At 42.3% G+C, this 19710-nt stretch carries 18 protein-coding genes; 6 read left to right on the top strand and 12 right to left on the bottom strand.

The window, feature by feature from the left end; genetic code table 11:
* Positions 1-61: 61 nt before the first annotated feature.
* Positions 62-1249 carry an NO-inducible flavohemoprotein gene (gene hmpA, locus QT716_RS08690; protein WP_317935658.1) on the top strand — a complete coding sequence of 396 codons (1188 nt, stop codon included), beginning with the start codon at positions 62-64 and terminating at the stop codon, positions 1247-1249.
* 45 nt (positions 1250-1294) lie between these two features.
* Here hmpA and QT716_RS08685 read toward each other — a convergent pair whose 3' ends face one another.
* From QT716_RS08685 to QT716_RS08660, 6 genes are all read right to left on the bottom strand, one after another.
* Positions 1295-2335, bottom strand: coding sequence for a hypothetical protein (locus QT716_RS08685; protein WP_398292967.1), 1041 nt, complete (start codon positions 2333-2335; stop codon positions 1295-1297).
* A 264-nt stretch (positions 2336-2599) separates the two neighbouring features.
* Positions 2600-3115: a type 1 glutamine amidotransferase domain-containing protein gene (locus tag QT716_RS08680; protein ID WP_317935656.1), complete on the bottom strand. Its 516-nt coding sequence runs from the start codon at positions 3113-3115 to the stop codon at positions 2600-2602.
* Between the two features lie 75 nt (positions 3116-3190).
* Positions 3191-3805 carry a DNA-3-methyladenine glycosylase gene (locus QT716_RS08675; RefSeq protein WP_317935655.1) on the bottom strand — a complete coding sequence of 205 codons (615 nt, stop codon included), beginning with the start codon at positions 3803-3805 and terminating at the stop codon, positions 3191-3193.
* Between the two features lie 161 nt (positions 3806-3966).
* Positions 3967-5721, bottom strand: a complete 1755-nt coding sequence (locus QT716_RS08670) for an ABC transporter ATP-binding protein (protein ID WP_398292914.1) — start codon at positions 5719-5721, stop codon at positions 3967-3969.
* Between the two features lie 24 nt (positions 5722-5745).
* Positions 5746-6420, bottom strand: coding sequence for a uracil-DNA glycosylase (locus QT716_RS08665; protein ID WP_317935654.1), 675 nt, complete (start codon positions 6418-6420; stop codon positions 5746-5748).
* Positions 6421-6510: 90 nt separating this feature from the next.
* Entirely contained in the window at positions 6511-7386 is an 876-nt protein-coding gene (locus tag QT716_RS08660) for a MerR family transcriptional regulator (protein ID WP_317935653.1), read from the bottom strand.
* Positions 7387-7615: 229 nt separating this feature from the next.
* Here QT716_RS08660 and QT716_RS08655 point away from each other — a divergent pair, with 229 nt between their 5' ends.
* From QT716_RS08655 to QT716_RS08635, 5 genes are read left to right on the top strand one after another with little or no spacing between them, the layout of a single operon-like run.
* Positions 7616-9136 carry a phytoene desaturase family protein gene (locus tag QT716_RS08655; RefSeq protein ID WP_317935652.1) on the top strand — a complete coding sequence of 507 codons (1521 nt, stop codon included), beginning with the start codon at positions 7616-7618 and terminating at the stop codon, positions 9134-9136.
* Positions 9137-9150: 14 nt separating this feature from the next.
* Complete coding sequence (locus QT716_RS08650; RefSeq protein WP_317935651.1) at positions 9151-10008, top strand: phytoene/squalene synthase family protein; 858 nt, start codon at positions 9151-9153, stop codon at positions 10006-10008.
* 31 nt (positions 10009-10039) lie between these two features.
* Positions 10040-11545, top strand: a complete 1506-nt coding sequence (locus tag QT716_RS08645) for a phytoene desaturase family protein (RefSeq protein ID WP_317935650.1) — start codon at positions 10040-10042, stop codon at positions 11543-11545.
* A 52-nt stretch (positions 11546-11597) separates the two neighbouring features.
* Positions 11598-12725, top strand: coding sequence for a glycosyltransferase (locus QT716_RS08640; protein ID WP_317935649.1), 1128 nt, complete (start codon positions 11598-11600; stop codon positions 12723-12725).
* 24 nt (positions 12726-12749) lie between these two features.
* A complete protein-coding gene (locus QT716_RS08635) occupies positions 12750-13262 on the top strand; it encodes a glycosyl-4,4'-diaponeurosporenoate acyltransferase CrtO family protein (RefSeq protein WP_317935648.1) in 513 nt (170 codons plus the stop codon).
* Between the two features lie 36 nt (positions 13263-13298).
* Here QT716_RS08635 and QT716_RS08630 read toward each other — a convergent pair whose 3' ends face one another.
* From QT716_RS08630 to QT716_RS08605, 6 genes are all read right to left on the bottom strand, one after another.
* Positions 13299-14534: an MFS transporter gene (locus QT716_RS08630; protein WP_317935647.1), complete on the bottom strand. Its 1236-nt coding sequence runs from the start codon at positions 14532-14534 to the stop codon at positions 13299-13301.
* A gap of 253 nt (positions 14535-14787) precedes the next feature.
* On the bottom strand, positions 14788-15765 hold the full coding sequence (locus QT716_RS08625) for a siderophore ABC transporter substrate-binding protein (RefSeq protein WP_317935646.1): 978 nt from the start codon (positions 15763-15765) through the stop codon (positions 14788-14790).
* 24 nt (positions 15766-15789) lie between these two features.
* On the bottom strand, positions 15790-16551 hold the full coding sequence (locus QT716_RS08620; RefSeq protein WP_317935645.1) for an iron ABC transporter ATP-binding protein: 762 nt from the start codon (positions 16549-16551) through the stop codon (positions 15790-15792).
* The gene (locus tag QT716_RS08615; RefSeq protein WP_317935644.1) at positions 16548-17498 is read right to left on the bottom strand and encodes an iron chelate uptake ABC transporter family permease subunit; all 951 of its coding nucleotides are present in this window, start codon (positions 17496-17498) and stop codon (positions 16548-16550) included. Before QT716_RS08615 ends, QT716_RS08620 begins: the two co-directional genes overlap by 4 nt.
* Positions 17491-18441 carry an ABC transporter permease gene (locus QT716_RS08610; protein WP_317935643.1) on the bottom strand — a complete coding sequence of 317 codons (951 nt, stop codon included), beginning with the start codon at positions 18439-18441 and terminating at the stop codon, positions 17491-17493. The genes QT716_RS08615 and QT716_RS08610 overlap by 8 nt, the downstream gene beginning before the upstream one ends.
* Before the next feature lie 332 nt (positions 18442-18773).
* A complete protein-coding gene (locus tag QT716_RS08605; protein WP_317935642.1) occupies positions 18774-19670 on the bottom strand; it encodes a DUF6612 family protein in 897 nt (298 codons plus the stop codon).
* Positions 19671-19710: the final 40 nt, after the last annotated feature.

The raw sequence follows: 19710 nt of genomic DNA, 5'->3' as shown, positions 1-19710 counted from the left end.
TAGCTTTTTAAATTAATTAGGTTTATGCTTAATTTATCAACTACGAGAGGTCGTGTCATTTATGTTATCGCAACAATCCATTGATATTGTTAAATCTACTGTACCCGTTCTCGAAGCACATGGCAAAACAATTACAACTGTCTTTTACAAAAATATGTTTGAGGCACATCCAGAACTTTTAAACGTCTTTAACCACGTAAACCAAGAGCAGGGACGTCAACAAACAGCTCTTTCAAATACAGTACTTGCAGCTGCGAAGCACATAGATAACTTAGAAGCAATCGTACCAGCAGTCGTACAAATCGCCAACAAACACGTTTCGCTTGGTATCGTTCCAGAACAGTATCCAATTGTCGGAAAGTATCTTTTAGGCGCTATCAAAGAAGTACTTGGGGACGCAGCAACTCCTGAAATTCTAGGTGCATGGGAAGAAGCATACGGAGTTATCGCAGATGCATTTATCGGTGTCGAGAAATCTATGTACGATCAGATGGAATCCGAAGAAGGCGGCTGGAAGCTGTTCAAAGGTTTCGTGCTTGCTGATAAAATCAAAGAAAGTGAAGTAATTACTTCATTCTACTTCAAACCTGTTGACGGTGGAAAAGTACCGACTTACAAACCTGGACAGTTCATCAGCATCAAGCTTGAGATTCCTGGCGAGAAAAATACATTCATTCGTCAATACAGTCTTTCACAAGCGCCAAACGGTGAATCTTTCCGTATTTCAGTAAAACGAGAAGCAGATAACAATCCGAATGGTAAAGCATCTGTTTATCTGCATGACCAATTAAATGTTGGAGATACAGTTGAACTGAGTGCTCCTGCAGGTGACTTCTATCTTGATATCGAGAACAGCTCTCCGGTAACACTCATAAGTGGTGGAGTTGGTGTAACACCGATGATGGCGATGTATGAAACAGTTGCAACAACTACACCTGGACGTCCAGTTGCATTCTTGCATTCTTCACGCACTCGCAGTCACCAAGCATTTGACAAAGTAGTTCGTGAAATGGACGAATCACTCGAATCTTCTAGCTATGCAGCTCTTTACTCTGAAGAAGGCGACGGTTTTATTAACCTCGAGTTCCTTGAGAAAAACGTATTAGAAGATAGTGACGTCTATGTTTGTGGACCAACACCATTCATGCAGGCTGTTATTAGTCAATTGTACGAAATGGGTATCGACAAAGAAAAAGTACACTTCGAATTCTTCGGCCCAGCCGTTCAACTCGAACTTGCACATTCATAAAACTCGCAAAAGACGCCGCCCTCACTAGTCGAGGACGGCGTCTTTTTAGTTGCGTAATGCTTTTTTAGGTAATTTAAATGAAGCAATAAGTAACGTCAACATGAGGAACAAACCAATATACCCGATGAAAGGATACATAATGTCTAAAAGAGCAGAGAATCCAAAGAAACTCAACCCGAATCCGACTATGAGCAAGGCAAACACGAACGAGCGGAACCTCGGTGTTCCCCTGCGTACAAAGCGTGCTCCGAATGAATAAAACATGCTGACTGCAGTGTTGAAAATCATTCCGTACAATACAAGGGCCATCAGGATTGCCAGCATGGGTGAAATGTCATTAATGATAGCAAGCATCGGTAAGTCCGCATCTTTGACTACGTCAATTTTCGAAAAGATCGCTAAGTGACTGAGAATAATCATTATTCCTAGACCTAGACCTCCGACTAACCCGCCCCATCCAGCTGCTTTTTCATCTTTTTCGGCTCCGCCCATGACGAGTGCCATGGAAGCCCCCACCGCGATATTGAACGATACATAGTTAACGGATGCAACCCACCAGTTCGGTAACGTTGTTTTAACTGAAGTTGCTACACCGTTCAAGCTGGAAAATGAGTCTGTCATCGTGGTAAGGCAGTAAACCGCAACGATAATGACTGCAAGTACCAGAAATGGGGTGATACTGCCGATAACAGCAACGACACGATCGACGTTCATCAGCACTGTTAAAAACACTAAAACGACTAATAGTAAACTGCCGACGAATGGAGGTAAACCGAATTGCTGGTTCAGGTTTGCCCCAGCCCCTGCAATCATCACGACCCCTACAGAAAATAAAGTAATCACAATCACTGCGTCGACGATTATTCCAAGATATTTACCACTTATGGTGTAAACCGCTTCCTTATGGGATGTCGTTTGCATTCGACTTCCCAGCCTCATCAATACCATTCCGAAGTACGCGAATAAGACTGTCGAGATTACAGCTCCTATAATTCCCATTACTCCGAAGCTCGTAAAGAACTGTACAATCTCTTTTCCCGAAGCAAATCCTGCTCCGACAATAATTCCTATAAACGCACTGCCCATCTTTAAAACTTTCAACTAAGTTCCCCCTAAGTTAATACACACGTTTCAAAAGACGCACTTTCTTTCTCTTTAAATCTTCTAATGTGTCTCCAGTGATTCTCCATCCGTTTTACTCATGAAGGTCCTTTTCATCCATCTTGCCATTCTTCGCGCTATTCAAGATATGTATGCCTGTTAAATTTACCACTCATATTAAGCGTTTTCAACTCACAGAAAAGAAGGCCCTAGTGCAGGACCTTCCTCAATCTGGATGTATTTTAGCGTTTACGCTTCAAGTAACTTCAGCGCTTCTCGGTTAAAAGCAGGTATATCTTCCGGCTGGCGGCTTGTGACGAGTTGGTTTTGACATACGACAACTTCTTTGTCATGGAACTTAGTTCCTGCGTATTCCATATCTACTCGAATTGACTTAAAGCCCGTTGCATCACGGCCTTCTAAAGCTTTTGCAGTAATTAAAAGCTGCGGTCCATGACAGATTGCAAATACAGGTTTGTCTGCATCCATAAAGGCTTTCACAAACTTCACAAATCGATCGTCCGCCCGAAGCTGATCAGGAGAAAATCCACCTGGAATGAACAGTGCATCGAAATCGTCCGGCTTCACATCATCGATTCCTTTATCAACCGTAACAGGGGTATCTTTCTTCATGCCTTTTACGACATTCCCTGCTTCTTTTTCAATGGTGACTACTTCATGACCAGCATCTTTGAATGCTTTTGCTGGCTCCGTATACTCTGAGTCCTCAAACATATTTGTCAGTACCGTTGCAATTTTAGCCATAATATAGTTGCACTCCTTGTAGTTAGTATTATTCGTTCCTCTTAATTAAATTCCACTATTCATACAAATTTAAACCTAAGGACGAAATTTCGAAACAAACGCATTATCTTTCTCATAGAAACGCCATGGATAATGAACGGCTTCTCCAGCGTTTGAAATTCCAACACGGGGACCCGCCTCAATTTCCCCCACTGCTTCCGACGGGGCAATGAATAGCGGCTGCTTTGTCCAGTGATGGCCATAGTATTTCATCGTAATTCCGAGTGCTTTCGTCAGTTTACCCGGCCCATTTGTCCAATCTTTCATCGCTAATTTCTCTCCACGCTGCTCTCTCATGTACTCCAGACCTTCAACAGGTTCTGCAGCGCGTATAAGAATTGCATGAGGCGTGCCAACTGGTCCACAAACGACGTTCATCAACGTATGAGTGTGCATTTGATACGTATAGACACTCCCTGGCTCTTTGAACATTACTTCAGTTCGTTTCGTTCTTCGATTTTTAAAACTATGGGCAGCCTCATCCTGCTCTCCATGGTAAGCCTCTGTTTCAACGATTCGGGCCACTACCGGTCCAGTAGGCAGTTCATGAACGATTAGCTGCCCGATTAAGTTCCGGGCTAGCTCTAAAACAGGTTTCTCAAAAAATTGCTGCTCAACTGGCTTGTGGATAACGCATCCCTCCTTTTTCATTCAACAGCTGTAAATTCCACACGAATTATTCCACCAGTTGAAGATGATCAATGTATCTACAGGTCTACCCGTTTTCAGCATTTACAATCCATTTAGTATTGAATACAAAAAAAAGAAAAGGAGATTCCCGAGACGGAACTCCTTTTCCTTTTAGCGTTCTTTTACGCGAGGCCTTGACCCGCTGCAAATTCTTCGTACATTTGATGCGTTTTCAAAAGCTCCTCGTGTGTACCGATTCCTGTAATTGTTCCTTTTTCTAAAAAAATCAGCTGGTCTGCATCAATAACCGTTGACAAACGATGTGCAATAATCAATGTCGTCCGTCCTTCCATCAACCGTTGCAAAGCAACTTGCACATGGGCTTCAGATCCACTGTCAAGGTTCGAGGTCGCTTCATCCAGCAATAAGATGGATGGATTGTGTAACAGTGCACGCGCAATTGCAATCCGCTGCCGCTGTCCCCCAGAAAGCTTCATTCCACGTTCCCCAACTAACGTTTCAAAACCATCTTCCATTTCTTCGATGAAAGAAAGTGCATTCGCAGACTCAGCAGCATGACGAATTCTTTCTAAGGAAGGACGTTCAGACAGACCATACGCAATATTGTCTATAATCGTTCCGCTCAACAAAGGACTTTCTTGAGAAACATAGCCGATCCGACCGCGCCAATCGGATAACGCAATCTCTTCAATTGAACATCCGCCAAGTGCGATCGTCCCTGATGTCGGATGGTAAAATCGCTCAATCAGCGAAAACAATGTTGTCTTACCGCCACCACTGGGACCTACAAATGCCGTGACAGTTCCCGGTACTGCGTTAAAAGTGATGTTATTCAATACCGGTTTCTCATCGTCATAGGCAAAGCAGACATCCTTAAACGTAAGCGCCTCATCGGATGCTCCCGAAATTCCTTCCGTACGTTCACTGTTCATCCCTAGAATCTGCTGAATACGTTCTGTAGCTCCTACCGCTTTTTGAAAAACTGTAAATACCTGTGCCATCTGTGCAAACGGAACAATTATTTGGAACATGAGGAAAATGATTGCGACGAGTGTTCCTGCAGATAGTGCGCCTTTAGAAACTTGAGCTCCGCCATATCCTAATATCGCAACTAAAATCCCCATCATGATTAATGTCATCACCGGCGAAATTACAGCTTGAATCTTCGCTTCCCTTAGTCCAAAACCGAATAGCGAACGAATCGCAACTGACCCTTTTTCCTGCTCGGTATCTTCTGCACGATACGCTTTCACTAACCGTATATCGCCGAGGATACGACCCAGAAGCCCGGAGAACTTCGCCATCTCCGCCTGCGTTGCCTTGGCAATTTTATGCATCACTCTGCCTAGAGGAAAAATAACGGCCATACTTACCGGAATGCTAATCAGCATAATAAGTGTCATTTTCCAATCAAGAAACAGCAGAATTGCGATGGCCCCTATAATTGATATGATACCTGTAATAAGCGAAACCAGATGGTCCGAAACTAATTGCTTAAGAATCGTTGTGTCTTGTGTAATCCGACTCATTGTTTCCCCAGTTTCGGTTTCGTCATAATATGGAACGGGCAGCCGCAGGACTTTACTCCACAAGCGTGTGCGTAAATCCGCGACAATCGTCTCCCCGATATAAGCGAGCATATAATAGGACACACCGCCAAGCACCGCTTGGATGATGAACACCGCAAATAGAAATACAGCCGTCTTCCAATTAAATAAATCAGTCGTCAGCGAGTCTACCAGCTGCTTCGTAACAAGCGGCACTGCTAAACTTGCGACAGTAGAAAACAGCGCTAAAACTAGTGCGGTCACCGTAACACCTTTCGGCCAATCCAATTGTTTAAGCAGACTGACAAATTCTTTTAAAGAACCTTTAGTTTGTTTTGTTTCCATCGTTGCCGTCCCGTTACTTGCCATATCCACTCCTGCTTTCTTTTAAAATCATCCGTTAGTCCGTTCTTGAAGAATCCGGCCAATTTCCAGCCAATCCGCTTCTAGAGACGGTCGATGCGAGGGCCGATAAAAAATCGACGCTGGGTGAAATGTCGGCACAATTGTAAACGACTGATCCGTCCACTCATACTCCACGTCTTCCAACTCACGTAAAAAACGAACAGGCTGTTCCAAGCATTGGCCGTGCATCTCTGTAACTTTCGCTTGCTTGCCAATCAATCTTTGTAAACCTACGTTTCCTAACGTCACAATCAGCTCGGGCTGAACATTTGCGATTTCAAAGTCAAGAACAGGGGCATGTGCTAAAATTTCATGTTTGGTTGGCGGCCGGTTATATTTCCGCTCTGTCAACGTACCGTCCCGTTCTTTCCGCTGCCCGTAACGATACGGACGGCTTCGAACAACGCTTGTGATGTATACATCTTCACGTGTAAGCCCGATAGAAGCAAGCGACTTCATCAGCTCTTTACCAGCTCTCCCCGTGAAAGGAATGCCGCCAAGCGCCTCGGTTTCACCTGGCGCTTCTCCGATTAGCATCAATTTAGGCTGATGAGGACCTTCTCCGTAGACAAACCCTTCTACAGGATAGCCTTCAATTCGTTTTCTCCCAAGTTCCGCAACAAATTCAGGAATTCTAAACTTATGGAGTTCTTCTATGATCAACACCTCATTTTTTAGTTCAGCTTAACTCAATTTGCATAAATTACCCTCACTACTTCATACGGTTAACTAGTACCATTGGTTTCAAACAGTTCACTTCAATACATCCTCAATTGAATAAGCAATTCGTATCTTTTTCGGTGACAAAAAAAGTTCATGGTTGAACACGCCATGTCCCCCTATAAAAAATTCTGTTTTTGTATTTCTAGCAGCCATGGCTTCTAACTTATCCAATAATTTCGGATCGCGTTCAAATGGAATTGTGGTAGTCGCAGATAGCATGACTTTTTCCGGCCGCAAACGTTGTACAAGAAACTCAATAGATGACAACTTCGGGGATGGTCCAGCTGCAATTGTCTGCCAGCCATGCATCATGGCTTGCAGCAAAATGATATGCAAAGGTATTTCATGTGTTTCATCAGGTAGGCAGCATCCCAATATTTTCGGAGTTCCTTCTGCCAAGTCAAAATTCCGACGTATTTGCACTAAAAAGTCGCGGACCAGTAAACTCGTTATGGTTTCCTGGCTTTCATCCCAATCTCCATTTGCCCAATTCTCTCCTACTGCCAACATTAACGGCTGAATGACCTCACTTAGAAAACGTTCTAAACCATATCGATGATGCGCTTGCTTCAGTATAAGTAAAAGGCCGTCCTCATCGTAATGCTGTCCTTTTTCCATAAGTTCTATCACATATTCATTCACTGGCGGGATTGGCATTGCTCTCATTGACTGATCCTGTCGAAAAAGATGAATAGCTTCTTTCAATGGATACCCTTTGTCGCGCATTTCGCAAATTTTGAGAAGCGTACTGACGTCCTCAATCGTATAAAGACGATATCCATTCTCATGCCTTTTAGGACAAACGATATCATAACGGTCTTCCCATTTACGAATAACTTGTCGGGATAAGCCCGTTATTCGAGAAACTTCATTTACAAGAAGACCTTGTTCCTGATTTGTTTTCATGATTGAGCGCCTCTTCTTTCAGCAAATCTAGTTATTCCATTGCATTTCCTGCATTCTATCTCTTTCGGACAACATTGTACAAACATAATATATGTACAATGTTTGAAAATATGTATAATAGGAAATAAGCTTATTAATAGGGTTTAGAATATACATTTTTGTATAATCTTATCACAAAACCTTGTACAAGTATATTTTAAACTACTAGAGAGAATCGGGGAGATACACTATGAAAAAGAGTATTGCTGTTATCGGGGCTGGTGTTGCCGGATTGGCAAGCGCATGCCGCCTTCAGCACGCTGGCTATGACGTTACTTTGTACGAAAAAGAATCATTGCCTGGAGGGAAAATGAATAGAATTCAGCAAGATGGCTATCAATTCGATTTAGGTCCAACTATTGTCATGATGCCAGAGCTTTATAGGGAAGTATTTCAAGTATGCGGGGTAGATCCCGATGATTATATACCAATGGAACGCTTAGACCCGATGTACAGCGTTTACTTTGGTGATCAGCCTGAAGACCATTATCAAATCAATTCCGATCTAGTTGACCTCATGAATACAATTGAAGGAATCAGCGACGAAGATGCGCAAGGTTTCTTAGAATATATACAAGTAATTTACAAGCGGTTTTTAGTAGCTAAGGAGCACTTCATTCAGAAACCATTTCGGAACCCTTCTGATTTCTATAATCCCTCTACGTTGATTCAGGGATTAAAACTGAAAACATTCGACAGTGCGGATAACTTCATCAGCAAATACATTAAGAACGAACGATTGAAGCAGATGATCAGTTTTCAAACATTATATATCGGCGTTTCCCCTTATAGCGGACCCTCTCTGTATACCATGATTCCCATGATCGAATTCCTTTATGGTGTATGGTTCATAAAAGGCGGTATGTACACAATGGCAAAATCATTGGAGCGCCTCTTTACAGAACTCGGTGGAACGGTTCACTATAATTCACCTATAGAAGAAATTGTTATTGAAAACGGACAAGCTACAGGAGTAAGGCTTAACGGGAAAGTAATTCACTCCGATTTTGTGATGTGTAATGCAGACTTCCCTTATGCTTTAAAAAATTTAGTGAAAGAGCCAAAAGCTAAAGGGAAATATACAGACAAAAAAATTGATAGCATGAAATACTCTTGTTCCTGTTTTTTAATGTATTTAGGGATGGATCGTAAATACGAAGAAGTGCCAAATGCCCACAACTTTATATTTAATGAAGAGCTTGAAAAGAATTTAGATGATATATTTACTGGAAAACGCCTCGAGCAAGCATCATTTTATGTTTATATTGGATCCAAGTTAGACCCAAGTCTTGCTCCTGAAGGAAAAGACGGATTGTATATTCTTGTACCTGTTTCGGATAAGTCATGTGCTGAATACGAATGGGACGACGAGACTATACAGCATTATCGAAACTATGTTTTAGACGCACTGGAAGAAGTAAAAGGTTTCGAAAATGTAAAACAGGAAATTGTTTCTGAATCTTACATGACACCACATGACTTCGAAAGCCGTTTTAACGCATATAACGGGGCGACTTTCGGACTTCAACCTACACTTTCTCAAAGTAATCATTTGCGTCCGCAAAGCAAAGCAACACATTGTGACAATCTCTATTTTACGGGCAGCAGCACACATCCCGGTGCAGGTGTACCTATTGTATTATTGTCCGCTCGAATTGCCACGGAAGAACTCTTGCATGACGATAAGGGAATATTATTCCACACCCGCTGAAAGGGGGATTTCTAATGACAGGCATGATTTCGATTCAGGACGACTTTGAGTATTGTGAACAGATCATAAAAAGACACTCTAAAAGTTTTTACTATGCCTTTTCAAGACTGCCTGAGGAGAAAGCCCAAGCAGTCTACGCAATATATGCCTTTTGCAGAACAGCTGATGATAGTGTCGATGAAAACAACGAAGACTTTGCACAGCTGGCCGCGCTGGACCAATTGACAGAGGAGCTAAACCTTTTTTCTCGAAGGCAAGAAATCGATCATCCATTATGGCGTGCATTGCGAGTTGTATTTAACACATACTCAATGGATATTGAACCATTCTTTGACCAACTGAAAGGACAGCGAATGGATATCTCATTTTCCGCTCCAAGAACATTGGATGAGGTAGAAACGTACAGTTATTATGTTGCTGGCTCTGTAGGAAGGATGTTGCTCCCTATTATTGCTTCAAAATCAAGTAAGGATTGTACAGATGCTGCAGTAAGCCTGGGCGTGGCAATGCAAATTACGAATATTTTGCGTGATGTGGGAGAAGACTATCGCGAAAAAGACAGGATCTATCTTCCATTGGACGAACTTGAAAAGGTTGGATACGACAGTCATCAGCTGGCAAATTCACTGATTACTCAAAGCTTCATTGACGTATGGGAACTTATGGCGGCTCGCGCAGAATACCGATACGATGAATTTCTCGGATGTATTTCTGACTTTGATAATGACAGCCAATTTGCAGTTCTTGCATCTGCTCAGGTCTATCGAGGAATTTTAGCAAGTGTACGCCAAAACAATTATGATTGTTTTGCACGCAAAAACTATGTCACTAAGCGTGAGATGATGCGGATTTTAGCTCAATCCATTGGATAACAACGGGTATAGAAAGAAGGACGGTGTATGCATGACTCAGACAACTAAATCTGCACTAATAATAGGCGGGGGCCTTGGCGGACTTTCTGCAGCCATCTCGCTAGCACAAAAAGGTTACTCCGTTTCTCTTTATGAAAAGAATTTACATTTAGGCGGTAAGTTAAACCGGCTTGAACAAGATGGGTTCGGATTCGATCTTGGACCATCCATACTGACGATGCCCCATATTTTCGAAAAATTATTCAACGGAAGTGGAAAACGGATGTCAGATTACGTACCGATGACCCGTCTGAGCCGGGAATGGCGTTCTTTTTTCCCCGATGGCACCGTTTTGGATTTGTATGGTGATCTCAGATTAATGGAGCGAGGAAATCCTTCACTGACACGCGGCGATATTAAAGAGTATTATTCGTTTTTAAAGTACGCTAAACGACTATACGATACGACTGAAACAGGTTATTTTGAAGCAGGATTGGATACTACTAAAGAAGTCTTGTCGCATCACGGTATTCTTTCTTCTTTGAAAGGGTTTGACCTCTCTTCAACGATGTACGAAGCGATTTCAAAACGAATCAGTGATCCTCATTTGCGTGATATGCTCTCTTATTTCATAAAATATGTCGGCTCATCCCCATACGACGCTCCTGCAGTATTAAATATGATGATTTATATGCAGCATGTCCAAGGGTGCTGGTACGTACCTGGAGGCATGCATAAGCTGGCGGAAGGTTTAACAAAATTAGCTGCTGAAGCCGGAGTACAACTACATACTGGTATGGGCGTTGTGCGCGCTCATACGAATGAGGATAATACGATTACCAGTGTTGAACTTGAGGACGGTTCAATTCAGACAGCCGACTATTTTGTATCCAATATGGAAGTCATCCCTTTCTATAAGAAGATGGTCGATGCTGACCAAAAGTATGTACGAAAGTTAGAAAAGAAATTCGAGCCTTCAAGTTCCGGACTCGTACTTCATCTAGGAGTTAGCAAGTCATATCCTCATTTGAATCATCACAATTTCTTCTTCTCAGAGAATCTGCATGAGCAAATGAACAAAGTCTTCAGGAAACATGAATTACCCGATGATCCAACTTTATATGTCGTGAACACGAACAAAACAGATCCTTCCCAAGCACCTGCCGGTTGCGAAAACCTGAAAATTTTACCGCACATTCCCTATATTCAGGACAACCCGTTTACAGCGGATGACTATTTAGAGCTGGAAGCGCGTGTTCTTGCTAAGTTAGAACGGATGGGCTTGCATGGATTACGAGAAAACATCGTGACTCGGGATGTATGGACTCCGCATGATATCGAGCGTACTTATGGGTCCGATCGCGGAGCGATTTACGGTACTGTTTCTGATAAAAAGAAAAATAGCGGATTTAAGCACAAAAAACAGAGTGACCTATACGACAATCTTTACTTCGTCGGAGGCACTGTAAATCCTGGAGGCGGCATGCCGATGGTTACACTAAGCGGCCAACAAGTGAGCGACAAAATCGCTAAACGTGATCGGCTGCATGAAACGTGACAAGAGGATTATCGGTTGAGCCTACTTCGGGCTCGAGAAAGGGGAATTTCACATGTTAGTCGCAGCTTTTGCAGTTGCCGCACTCATTTCAACAGTCGGACTCGCGTGTGGCATACTTATGTTTTGGCGACTGCCTGTTCCCTCTTTAAAAGATTCACTTGAATGGAAACCATCATCTTTGGTTTCAATTATTATTCCCGCTCGCAATGAAGAAAACCGGATCGTTTCATTACTAGAGTCTTTATCACGTCAACAAGGCATTTCGTTTGAAACACTTGTAATTGATGATGATAGTGAAGACCGGACAAGCGAGGTCGCCCGCTCCTTCAATGCGAACGTTATCCGGAATACCAAACCCGATGACGGCTGGATCGGTAAATCAGCTGCATGTTGGACAGGTGTGCAGGCAGCTAAAGGCGACCTTCTTCTATTCATGGATGCAGACACGACATTTGAACGTTCTGATAGTTTACTTCGATGTGTTAATTCATATGTGAAAATGGGCGGGACAGGCATACTGTCGCTACAGCCCTATCATAAAATCAAGCAAGTATATGAGAATGCCTCTACCATCTTTAATATTATTGTCATGACTGGCATGAACGTGTTCACACCATTCGGCGAGCGGTTAAAGAGTGCCGGATCATTTGGACCGTGTATTTTGTGTAACCGTGCTGATTACGATGCTTCAGGCGGTCACGCAGCAATTCGTGGCGCTGTTATGGATGATTTAGCGCTTGGCGAAGCATTCCAGCAACAAGGACTGCCTGTACATTGCTTCGGAGGACGTGGACTTATCCATTTCCGTATGTATCCCGAAGGATTCCACCAATTACTGGAAGGATGGACAAAGAATTTTGGTACCGCTTCTAAGTCCACTCATCCATTTGTGATGATACTCGTCAATCTTTGGATTACAGGTGGATTCGTGAGTCCCGCTTTGCTGATACTCACCTCCTTATTCGGATCACTCTTTTGGATTATAATAGCTACAGTTCTCTACTTGTTTAATGTTTTGAAAATGGCATGGTTAGCGCGAAGAACTGGTAATTTCTCATGGTGGATTTTCCCGTTCTATCCGTTGTTGTTAGTTTTCTTTACTGCTGTATTTATGTATTCACTCTATTTGACTCACGTCCGCAAGACAGTGAGCTGGCGAGGACGCAAGATAAATGTATAAATCAATTGGCGAGGTGATTCGACCATGCCCATAATTGAATTACCACTAGGCTGGATACTATTTTGGGACGCCATTGCTTGGAGCTTTTTCCATCTCACACTCTCCTTCTATACAGTCCGGATTCCTACAGGTTGGTTCATGCGTCATGAAAAACTATTTAAAACCTTTAAATTCGAAAGACAAGGTGATCTGTGGCAACAAATGTTTCGTGTCAAACAATGGAAACAACTAATTCCTGACGGGACGATGTTTATACGAAATGGCTACAACAAAAAAGCGCTTCACGGTAGCGATATGTATGCACTACAAGAATTCATCGTCGAATCTCGCAGAGCTGAATTGACGCATTGGATTTCAATTGCACCTGCAGCGCTGTTCTTTCTTTGGAATCCTCTCTGGGCCGGTTGGCTGAATGTTGCGTATGCTATTCTATTCAACGTTCCCATCATTATTGCCCAACGGTATAATCGTCCCCGTCTATTGCGATTAGTTACTAAAAAACAAAACAAGCCATTAGCGGAATCATCTACCCGTTAATGGCTTGTTTGTCTATTCTATAAATCTATATTATGATCATTCCAGTTCCAACTGTTTCGTTTCAGTACCTAGGAAAATAACAGCAAGAACTCCTATGAGAATTGCTCCGCAGAAAATCCCGAATATCAATCCGAATCCATAGCCAGCCGTTAACATGGAACCGACGAGCAGCGGGCCAAAGATGCCTCCAATTCTTCCAATCCCCGCAGCCATACCTGTCCCCGTTCCGCGAATTGACGTTGGATATTGTTCTGGTGAATACGCGTATAACGCACCCCATGCACCTAAGTTGAAGAACGATAACAGTGCCCCGAATAACAGCAGCATAGGTAAGGTATCTGCACTTCCAAAAGCAACCGCGCTCAATGCTGTGCCAATTAGATAGGTTGAAAGTACAAACTTTCGTCCTGTCCGCTCAATAAGCCATGCCGCGGAGAAATAGCCTGGCAACTGTGCCAGTGTCATCAGCAGGACATAGCCGAACGTTTTGATCATCGCAAACCCTTTCAACACCATGACACTCGGTAACCATAAAAACATGCCGTAGTATGAAAAGACAACTGTAAACCACACAATCCAAAGCATAAGTGTACGTCTTCTATATGGTTTTGCCCAAAGAGCGGACATCTTTTCCACGACGGATTGTTTGGATGCACCCGCTTTTACAAACCTCGGTGAGTCTGGTAAGTTGCGGCGTAAGTAAATCGCATAGAATGCAGGCAATGCTGTAATGATCAATGCTGCACGCCATCCGAATGAAGGAATAACAAAATATGCAATCAGAGCGGCGATGAGCCATCCGGCTGCCCAAAAACTTTCCAGCAAAACCACGACCCTCCCCCGCTCCTTCGCTTCCACACTTTCTGAAACTAGTGTCGATGCGACCGGGAGTTCTCCCCCAAGACCTGCTCCTACAAAGAATCTCAATATGAGAAAAGCCAGCAAAGTGGTTGTCAGTGCAGATAATCCACTTGCTACAGAAAATAGTACTAACGTTAACATGAAAACTTGCTTTCTGCCGATTCGATCTGCCAATAGTCCAAAACCGATTGCCCCTACCATCATTCCTAATGAGTTAATACTTCCAACCCATCCAATGGCTGCAGGCGCAAGATTCCATTCTACTGCGATCGCTGCAATGACGAATGACAAGATTCCTACATCCATTGCGTCGAACATCCAGCCTGTTCCGGATATTACTAATAGTTTGTTGCGAGAAATAGTTCGGGGTTTCTTCGAATTCGATGACACCTGTTCTGCCATATTCGCCATTTTCTTTTCTCCTCCACTGTCTAAACTACTGTCATGACACATGTAATTATACAATTAAGAACAGGCGGGGTAAAGCTCTTTTAAATACGCGGAATAGTCTAATCATTAGTTCTCAGCAAAGCCACTTTACATCTGCATGTTCCGACTGACCTGGTGAATCTGCCACTAGCCGTGTATTCTCTCGACTATAACTTCGAGAGAAACACACAAAAAGAAAAAGCCGACTCCCTTTGAGGAATCGGCTTTCAAATCTTTAAAGCGCTGCTTCAACTTCTGTAATCATTTCTTTCATTGACTTCAATCCGCCACCAGAAAGGTACCAGTATTCGCCATTCAGATAAATGATTTTTTCGTTTTTGTAAGCATTTGTTTTCTTTACTAAGTCGTTTTCAATTGTTTTTTCAGCATTTGCACCGTTACCAATTGCAGCATCACGGTCAATTACGAAGAGAATATCCGGGTTTGTTTCAAGAATGTACTCGAATGTGATGTTTTGTCCATGTGTAGATGCTTCGATTCCCTCATCTGCAGGTGTGAATCCAAATACGTCATGAATTAGACCAAAACGTGAGCTAGGACCGTACGCACTTACTTTACCTTCAGTTGCAAGAGTGATTAATGCTTTGCTGTCTGTTTCAGCTGTTTTTGCGTTAATGTCTTCGATTTGCTTATCTACATCTTCAAGTTCTGTTTTCATTTCATCTTCTTTGTCGAAGACTTGAGCGATAACATCCATGTTTTTCTTAAACGAATCCATGTAGTTTGTGTAGTCTAGTCCCATATAAATAGTTGGCGCAATTTCTTCAAACTGATCGTACAAGTCTGCTTGACGTCCAGAGATGAAAATAACATCTGGCTTCATTGCGTGCAACGCTTCAAAATCCGGCTCTTTCAAGCTTCCTAGGTTTGTATAGTCATCACCAGCGAATTTCTCTAAGTACGATGGAATCGTTGCTTGTGGAACACCTGCAACTTCAACACCTAGTTCGTCTAATGTATCCAGTACACCAAAGTCAAAGACTGCTACTGTTTTCGGAGTGCCTTCTAATGTTGCTTCGCCAAGCTCATGCTTGAATGTCATTTCTTTTGTTTCTGCTGCTTCACTATTTTCAGATGTATTGTCTGATCCTGAGTTGCTTGCTTCAGGTTTCTTATCTTCGTCTTTAGATCCACATGCTGCCAAAACTAGCATCAATGCGAATGCCATAAATAATACTGTAAGTTTTTTCATCTTTTTGTTACCATCCTTTTTGTTTTAAGAGTTGAAGTACACACAGATGCGACAATTGTTCATTTGTTGAATCGGGATGTCCATGTCATAGATTTCCCGAAGTGATTCTGAATTAATAATATCGTTTGTCGGACCGTCTTTCACAACACGGCCTTCCTTTAATGCAACGATACGATCTGAATAGACAGAGGCAAAGTTAATGTCATGAAGAACGATAACGACAGTCTTGCCGAGTTCATCGACGAGCCTGCGCAAAATCTTCATAATTTGGACGGAATGCTTCATATCCAAGTTATTCAGCGGTTCATCCAACAAGATGTAATCCGTATCTTGCGCAATGACCATTGCGATGAACGCACGTTGCCTTTGACCACCTGAGAGCTCTTCTAAGTACATATCTTGCATGCTCATTAAATCCATATAATCGAGTGCTTGGTTCACAATTTGAATGTCTTCAGCCTGCAGACGCCCTTTGGAGTGTGGGAAACGACCAAACGAAACCAGTTCGCGAATCGTTAGACGCACATTCATAAAGTTCGACTGCTTTAAAATGGAGACACGTTTTGAAAACTCGTTGGACTTCATCTTTTTGACATTGTCATTATCAACGAGGACTTCGCCTGTATCTGCATCGAGCAATCTGCTTACCATAGACAAAAGTGTCGACTTTCCTGCTCCATTTGGTCCGATGAAAGAAGTGATCTTGCCTGGATGAATATCCACACTTACCTTTTCAACGACTGCTTTACTGCCATATGACTTGGTCAATTCCCGAACCTGGATCATGCAGATCGACTCTCCTTTAATAGTAAGTAGATGAAGTATGCTCCACCGACAAAGTTAATGATTACACTGAGTGTTGTAGAGAAGCTGAACACTCTCTCAACAACCCACTGGCCACCGACTAACGCAATAATACTCATTACTGAAGCACCCATTATCAGTATGGAATGCTTGTAAGTTTTAAAGAACTGATAAGACAGATTCGCGACAATCAAACCGAAAAATGTAATAGGTCCAACGAGTGCAGTCGAAACTGCAATGAGTACTGAAGAGAGTATGAGCATCATTTTAACAATTTTGTCATGGTCTATCCCAAGATTGATGGCTGTATCCCGACCGAGTGACAGTACATCTAATTCGTTAAACTTCCGCCATCCAATGATGAGCGTTATAACGAGAATCCCAAGAGACCACCAGACAAGGTCACCGTTAATGTTATTGAAGCTTGCGAAGGACTTATCTTGAACCCGTAAAAATTCGTTCGGATCAATCAGCACTTGCAGGAACGTTGAGATACTTTGGAAGAAGGTTCCTACGATAATCCCGACGAGCAACAAGAAGTAAATTGGACGTTTTCCTGCTTTGAACAAGAATTGATAGAGCAGCAAAGCAAAAATAACCATCGCTCCAACAGATAATACGAAGTTCACTTGTTTGTTCACAATAGTTACATGTGTAGATCCAAGGAAAAAGATTAGCACCGTCTGCAGCAAAATGTATAAGGAGTCCAGCCCCATTATACTCGGCGTCAGAATACGGTTATGTGTAATCGTTTGGAAGATGACTGTAGAATAAGCAATCGCGACGCCAGTAACCGCCATAGCGAGGACTTTTACAGCTCTGCGCGGCAGTGCATAGTCATAACTTCCATTTAGTCCATGGAACAAATACAATCCACAAAAAACGAGTGCAATACCAGCAAATATGAGTAACTTTGTTCGATTACGCATAGGCTTTCCTCCTAAACAGCATATAGAGGAAGATTGCGCTGCCGATGACGCCAACCATTAAACTGATTGAAATCTCGTACGGATAAATAATCACTCGTCCAAGTATGTCACAAATCAGCAAAAAGATTGCACCCAGCATAGCTGTATGCGGTAGTGTTTTTTCTAAATTGTCGCCTTTAATGATGGAAACAATATTCGGGATAATAAGACCGAGAAATGGAATTACGCCGACCGTCAAAACAACCGTAGTTGTAATGAGGGCAACGAGAATCAGCCCGATATTCACAATCCTTCGATAAGCAAGCCCCAAGTTTTTCGAGAAATCTTCACCCATACCTGCAACGGTAAACCGGTTTGCATACAGGTACGTAATAATGAGGACGGGGATACTTATGTATAACAATTCATAGCGGCCTTTCATAATGAGGGAAAAATCTCCCTGCAACCAAGAGGCCATGTTTTGGATTACATTCGCTTTGTAAGCAAAAAATGTCGTAATGGACGATAGAATATTACCGAACATTAGTCCAACAAGCGGAATGAAAATTGCATCTTTAAATTTAACTTGGTCTAAAATTTTCATGAACAACAGAGTTCCACCTAGTGCAAAAGCAAATGCAACTAGCATTTTCTCAATCGTTGAAACGTTCGTAAACATCAACATTGAAACGAGAATCCCTAACTTAGCCGCATCTAACGTCCCCGCTGTTGTGGGGGATACAAATTTGTTGCGACTCAGCTGTTGCATGATCAGACCTGTAATACTCATCCCTGCACCTGCCAGCACAATCGCAAGCAATCGCGGCAATCGGCTAATTAGAAAGATTTCCGTTTCCTCAGAGCGGAAGTCGAGCAGGTCTTTCGGTGAAATATGACTCACTCCCACAAACAAAGAAAGTAATGAGAGGAGGATCAGCGCAATAAACAAATAACGTTTCTTCATGAAGAACTCCGATATCTAGATATTTGCGGATACGATTTGTTTAAATGAAAACTATTATCAGTTAGCCGCAAGTCCCATTATAGCAAACTCAAAATGGAAGTCAACACATAACTGACAATGATTCTCACTTATTTGTGAACGCAATAAGAATAGGTTTAGAGTGAGAATCAGGAAGAATTACGTCAGTATATTACGTTAAAAGGACGTGTTTATTTCACTGTATTAAGTTTTTCAATACGACCATTTCAGAGCAATAAGAAAACAAGCAGCAAAAACCCTTAGGTTCCGCTGCTTGTTCTTTCTTAGAACTAGCCTAGTGTTTAATTCACCTATCATTCACTTTCTACTACTGGATTTCCTTCCATATCAAATGCGTTGTTTCGTACTTCGTCCGGAATGATGATTTCTTCAAGCTCATTCATTTTGCTCATTTCCACATGAATTGTTTGATTGATTTCCGCTTGAAAGCCTTCCATATCCATAACCGCATCTAAGATCATATCAAGTGAATTAGTATAATAAGTTTCTTTGTCTATGTGAAGAGATAGCTCAATCTTCCTTACATCTATGTTTTCTATTGCATCTTCATCTCCGAATTCTTGACCAGCCATAGCTCCTTGGTTCATAAGCTCATGTAATAGTTCCTGGAATTCCTCCCCGGATGCATCTAATTTTAAAATATACTCATTCTTTTCTTCTTCGACAGTGAACTTCTTCCTAAAGTCTTCGAACACCTCTAAGTCCATCATTGCATTAGAACTGTTCATTCCTTCTATCAGCTCGCCTTGCATTTCAGGTGGAACAGCCATCCAACTGCCATTCATGTCAGGCATTTGCATATACAGTTCACCTTTTGCGCCGTACATTTCGATATCCATCGAACCTTCAGCATCTCCTTCAGATGTTACTTTTTGGTGGAGTCCCTCCGGTTCATTCACAATATCCAGCATGATTGACAGATCATTTTTCATGCTCATTTCTTCCTCACCTGTTATCTTAAGGTTTTGAGTGATTGCGAAATCTGCATGCATACTGTTCATCGACTCGGATGCTTCCATCGATTTCTTAAAAATATTTTCTGCTGTAACTGGCTCCTTTTTACTGACTTCCGTCTTCTTTCCAGTATCACCCTGAGCCTCAACAGATTTTTCTGGCTCTGATGACGTTCCGCACGCGCTGAGTGCAAGAGCTAATAAGGCAGCAGCCGCTCCTTTTGTCCATTTATTCATTTTACTCTTCTCCTTTATGCCATAATTGGGGTCATCTATT

This window comes from Sporosarcina aquimarina, from assembly GCF_033253705.1.
GTDB classification, from domain to species: domain Bacteria; phylum Bacillota; class Bacilli; order Bacillales_A; family Planococcaceae; genus Sporosarcina; species Sporosarcina aquimarina.
This window is presented reverse-complemented; position numbering and strand designations above follow the sequence as displayed.

Bases quoted from the DNA above. Each gene is read 5' to 3' on its own strand.
- hmpA (WP_317935658.1), top strand. From the start codon at position 62: ATGTTATCGCAACAATCCATTGATATTGTTAAATCTACTGTACCCGTT.
- QT716_RS08685 (WP_398292967.1), bottom strand. From the start codon at position 2,335: ATGGGCAGTGCGTTTATAGGAATTATTGTCGGAGCAGGATTTGCTTCG.
- QT716_RS08680 (WP_317935656.1), bottom strand. From the start codon at position 3,115: ATGGCTAAAATTGCAACGGTACTGACAAATATGTTTGAGGACTCAGAG.
- QT716_RS08675 (WP_317935655.1), bottom strand. From the start codon at position 3,805: ATGAAAAAGGAGGGATGCGTTATCCACAAGCCAGTTGAGCAGCAATTT.
- QT716_RS08670 (WP_398292914.1), bottom strand. From the start codon at position 5,721: ATGGCAAGTAACGGGACGGCAACGATGGAAACAAAACAAACTAAAGGT.
- QT716_RS08660 (WP_317935653.1), bottom strand. From the start codon at position 7,386: ATGAAAACAAATCAGGAACAAGGTCTTCTTGTAAATGAAGTTTCTCGA.
- QT716_RS08655 (WP_317935652.1), top strand. From the start codon at position 7,616: ATGAAAAAGAGTATTGCTGTTATCGGGGCTGGTGTTGCCGGATTGGCA.
- QT716_RS08650 (WP_317935651.1), top strand. From the start codon at position 9,151: ATGACAGGCATGATTTCGATTCAGGACGACTTTGAGTATTGTGAACAG.
- QT716_RS08645 (WP_317935650.1), top strand. From the start codon at position 10,040: ATGACTCAGACAACTAAATCTGCACTAATAATAGGCGGGGGCCTTGGC.
- QT716_RS08640 (WP_317935649.1), top strand. From the start codon at position 11,598: ATGTTAGTCGCAGCTTTTGCAGTTGCCGCACTCATTTCAACAGTCGGA.
- QT716_RS08635 (WP_317935648.1), top strand. From the start codon at position 12,750: ATGCCCATAATTGAATTACCACTAGGCTGGATACTATTTTGGGACGCC.
- QT716_RS08630 (WP_317935647.1), bottom strand. From the start codon at position 14,534: ATGGCGAATATGGCAGAACAGGTGTCATCGAATTCGAAGAAACCCCGA.
- QT716_RS08625 (WP_317935646.1), bottom strand. From the start codon at position 15,765: ATGAAAAAACTTACAGTATTATTTATGGCATTCGCATTGATGCTAGTT.
- QT716_RS08620 (WP_317935645.1), bottom strand. From the start codon at position 16,551: ATGATCCAGGTTCGGGAATTGACCAAGTCATATGGCAGTAAAGCAGTC.
- QT716_RS08615 (WP_317935644.1), bottom strand. From the start codon at position 17,498: ATGCGTAATCGAACAAAGTTACTCATATTTGCTGGTATTGCACTCGTT.
- QT716_RS08610 (WP_317935643.1), bottom strand. From the start codon at position 18,441: ATGAAGAAACGTTATTTGTTTATTGCGCTGATCCTCCTCTCATTACTT.
- QT716_RS08605 (WP_317935642.1), bottom strand. From the start codon at position 19,670: ATGAATAAATGGACAAAAGGAGCGGCTGCTGCCTTATTAGCTCTTGCA.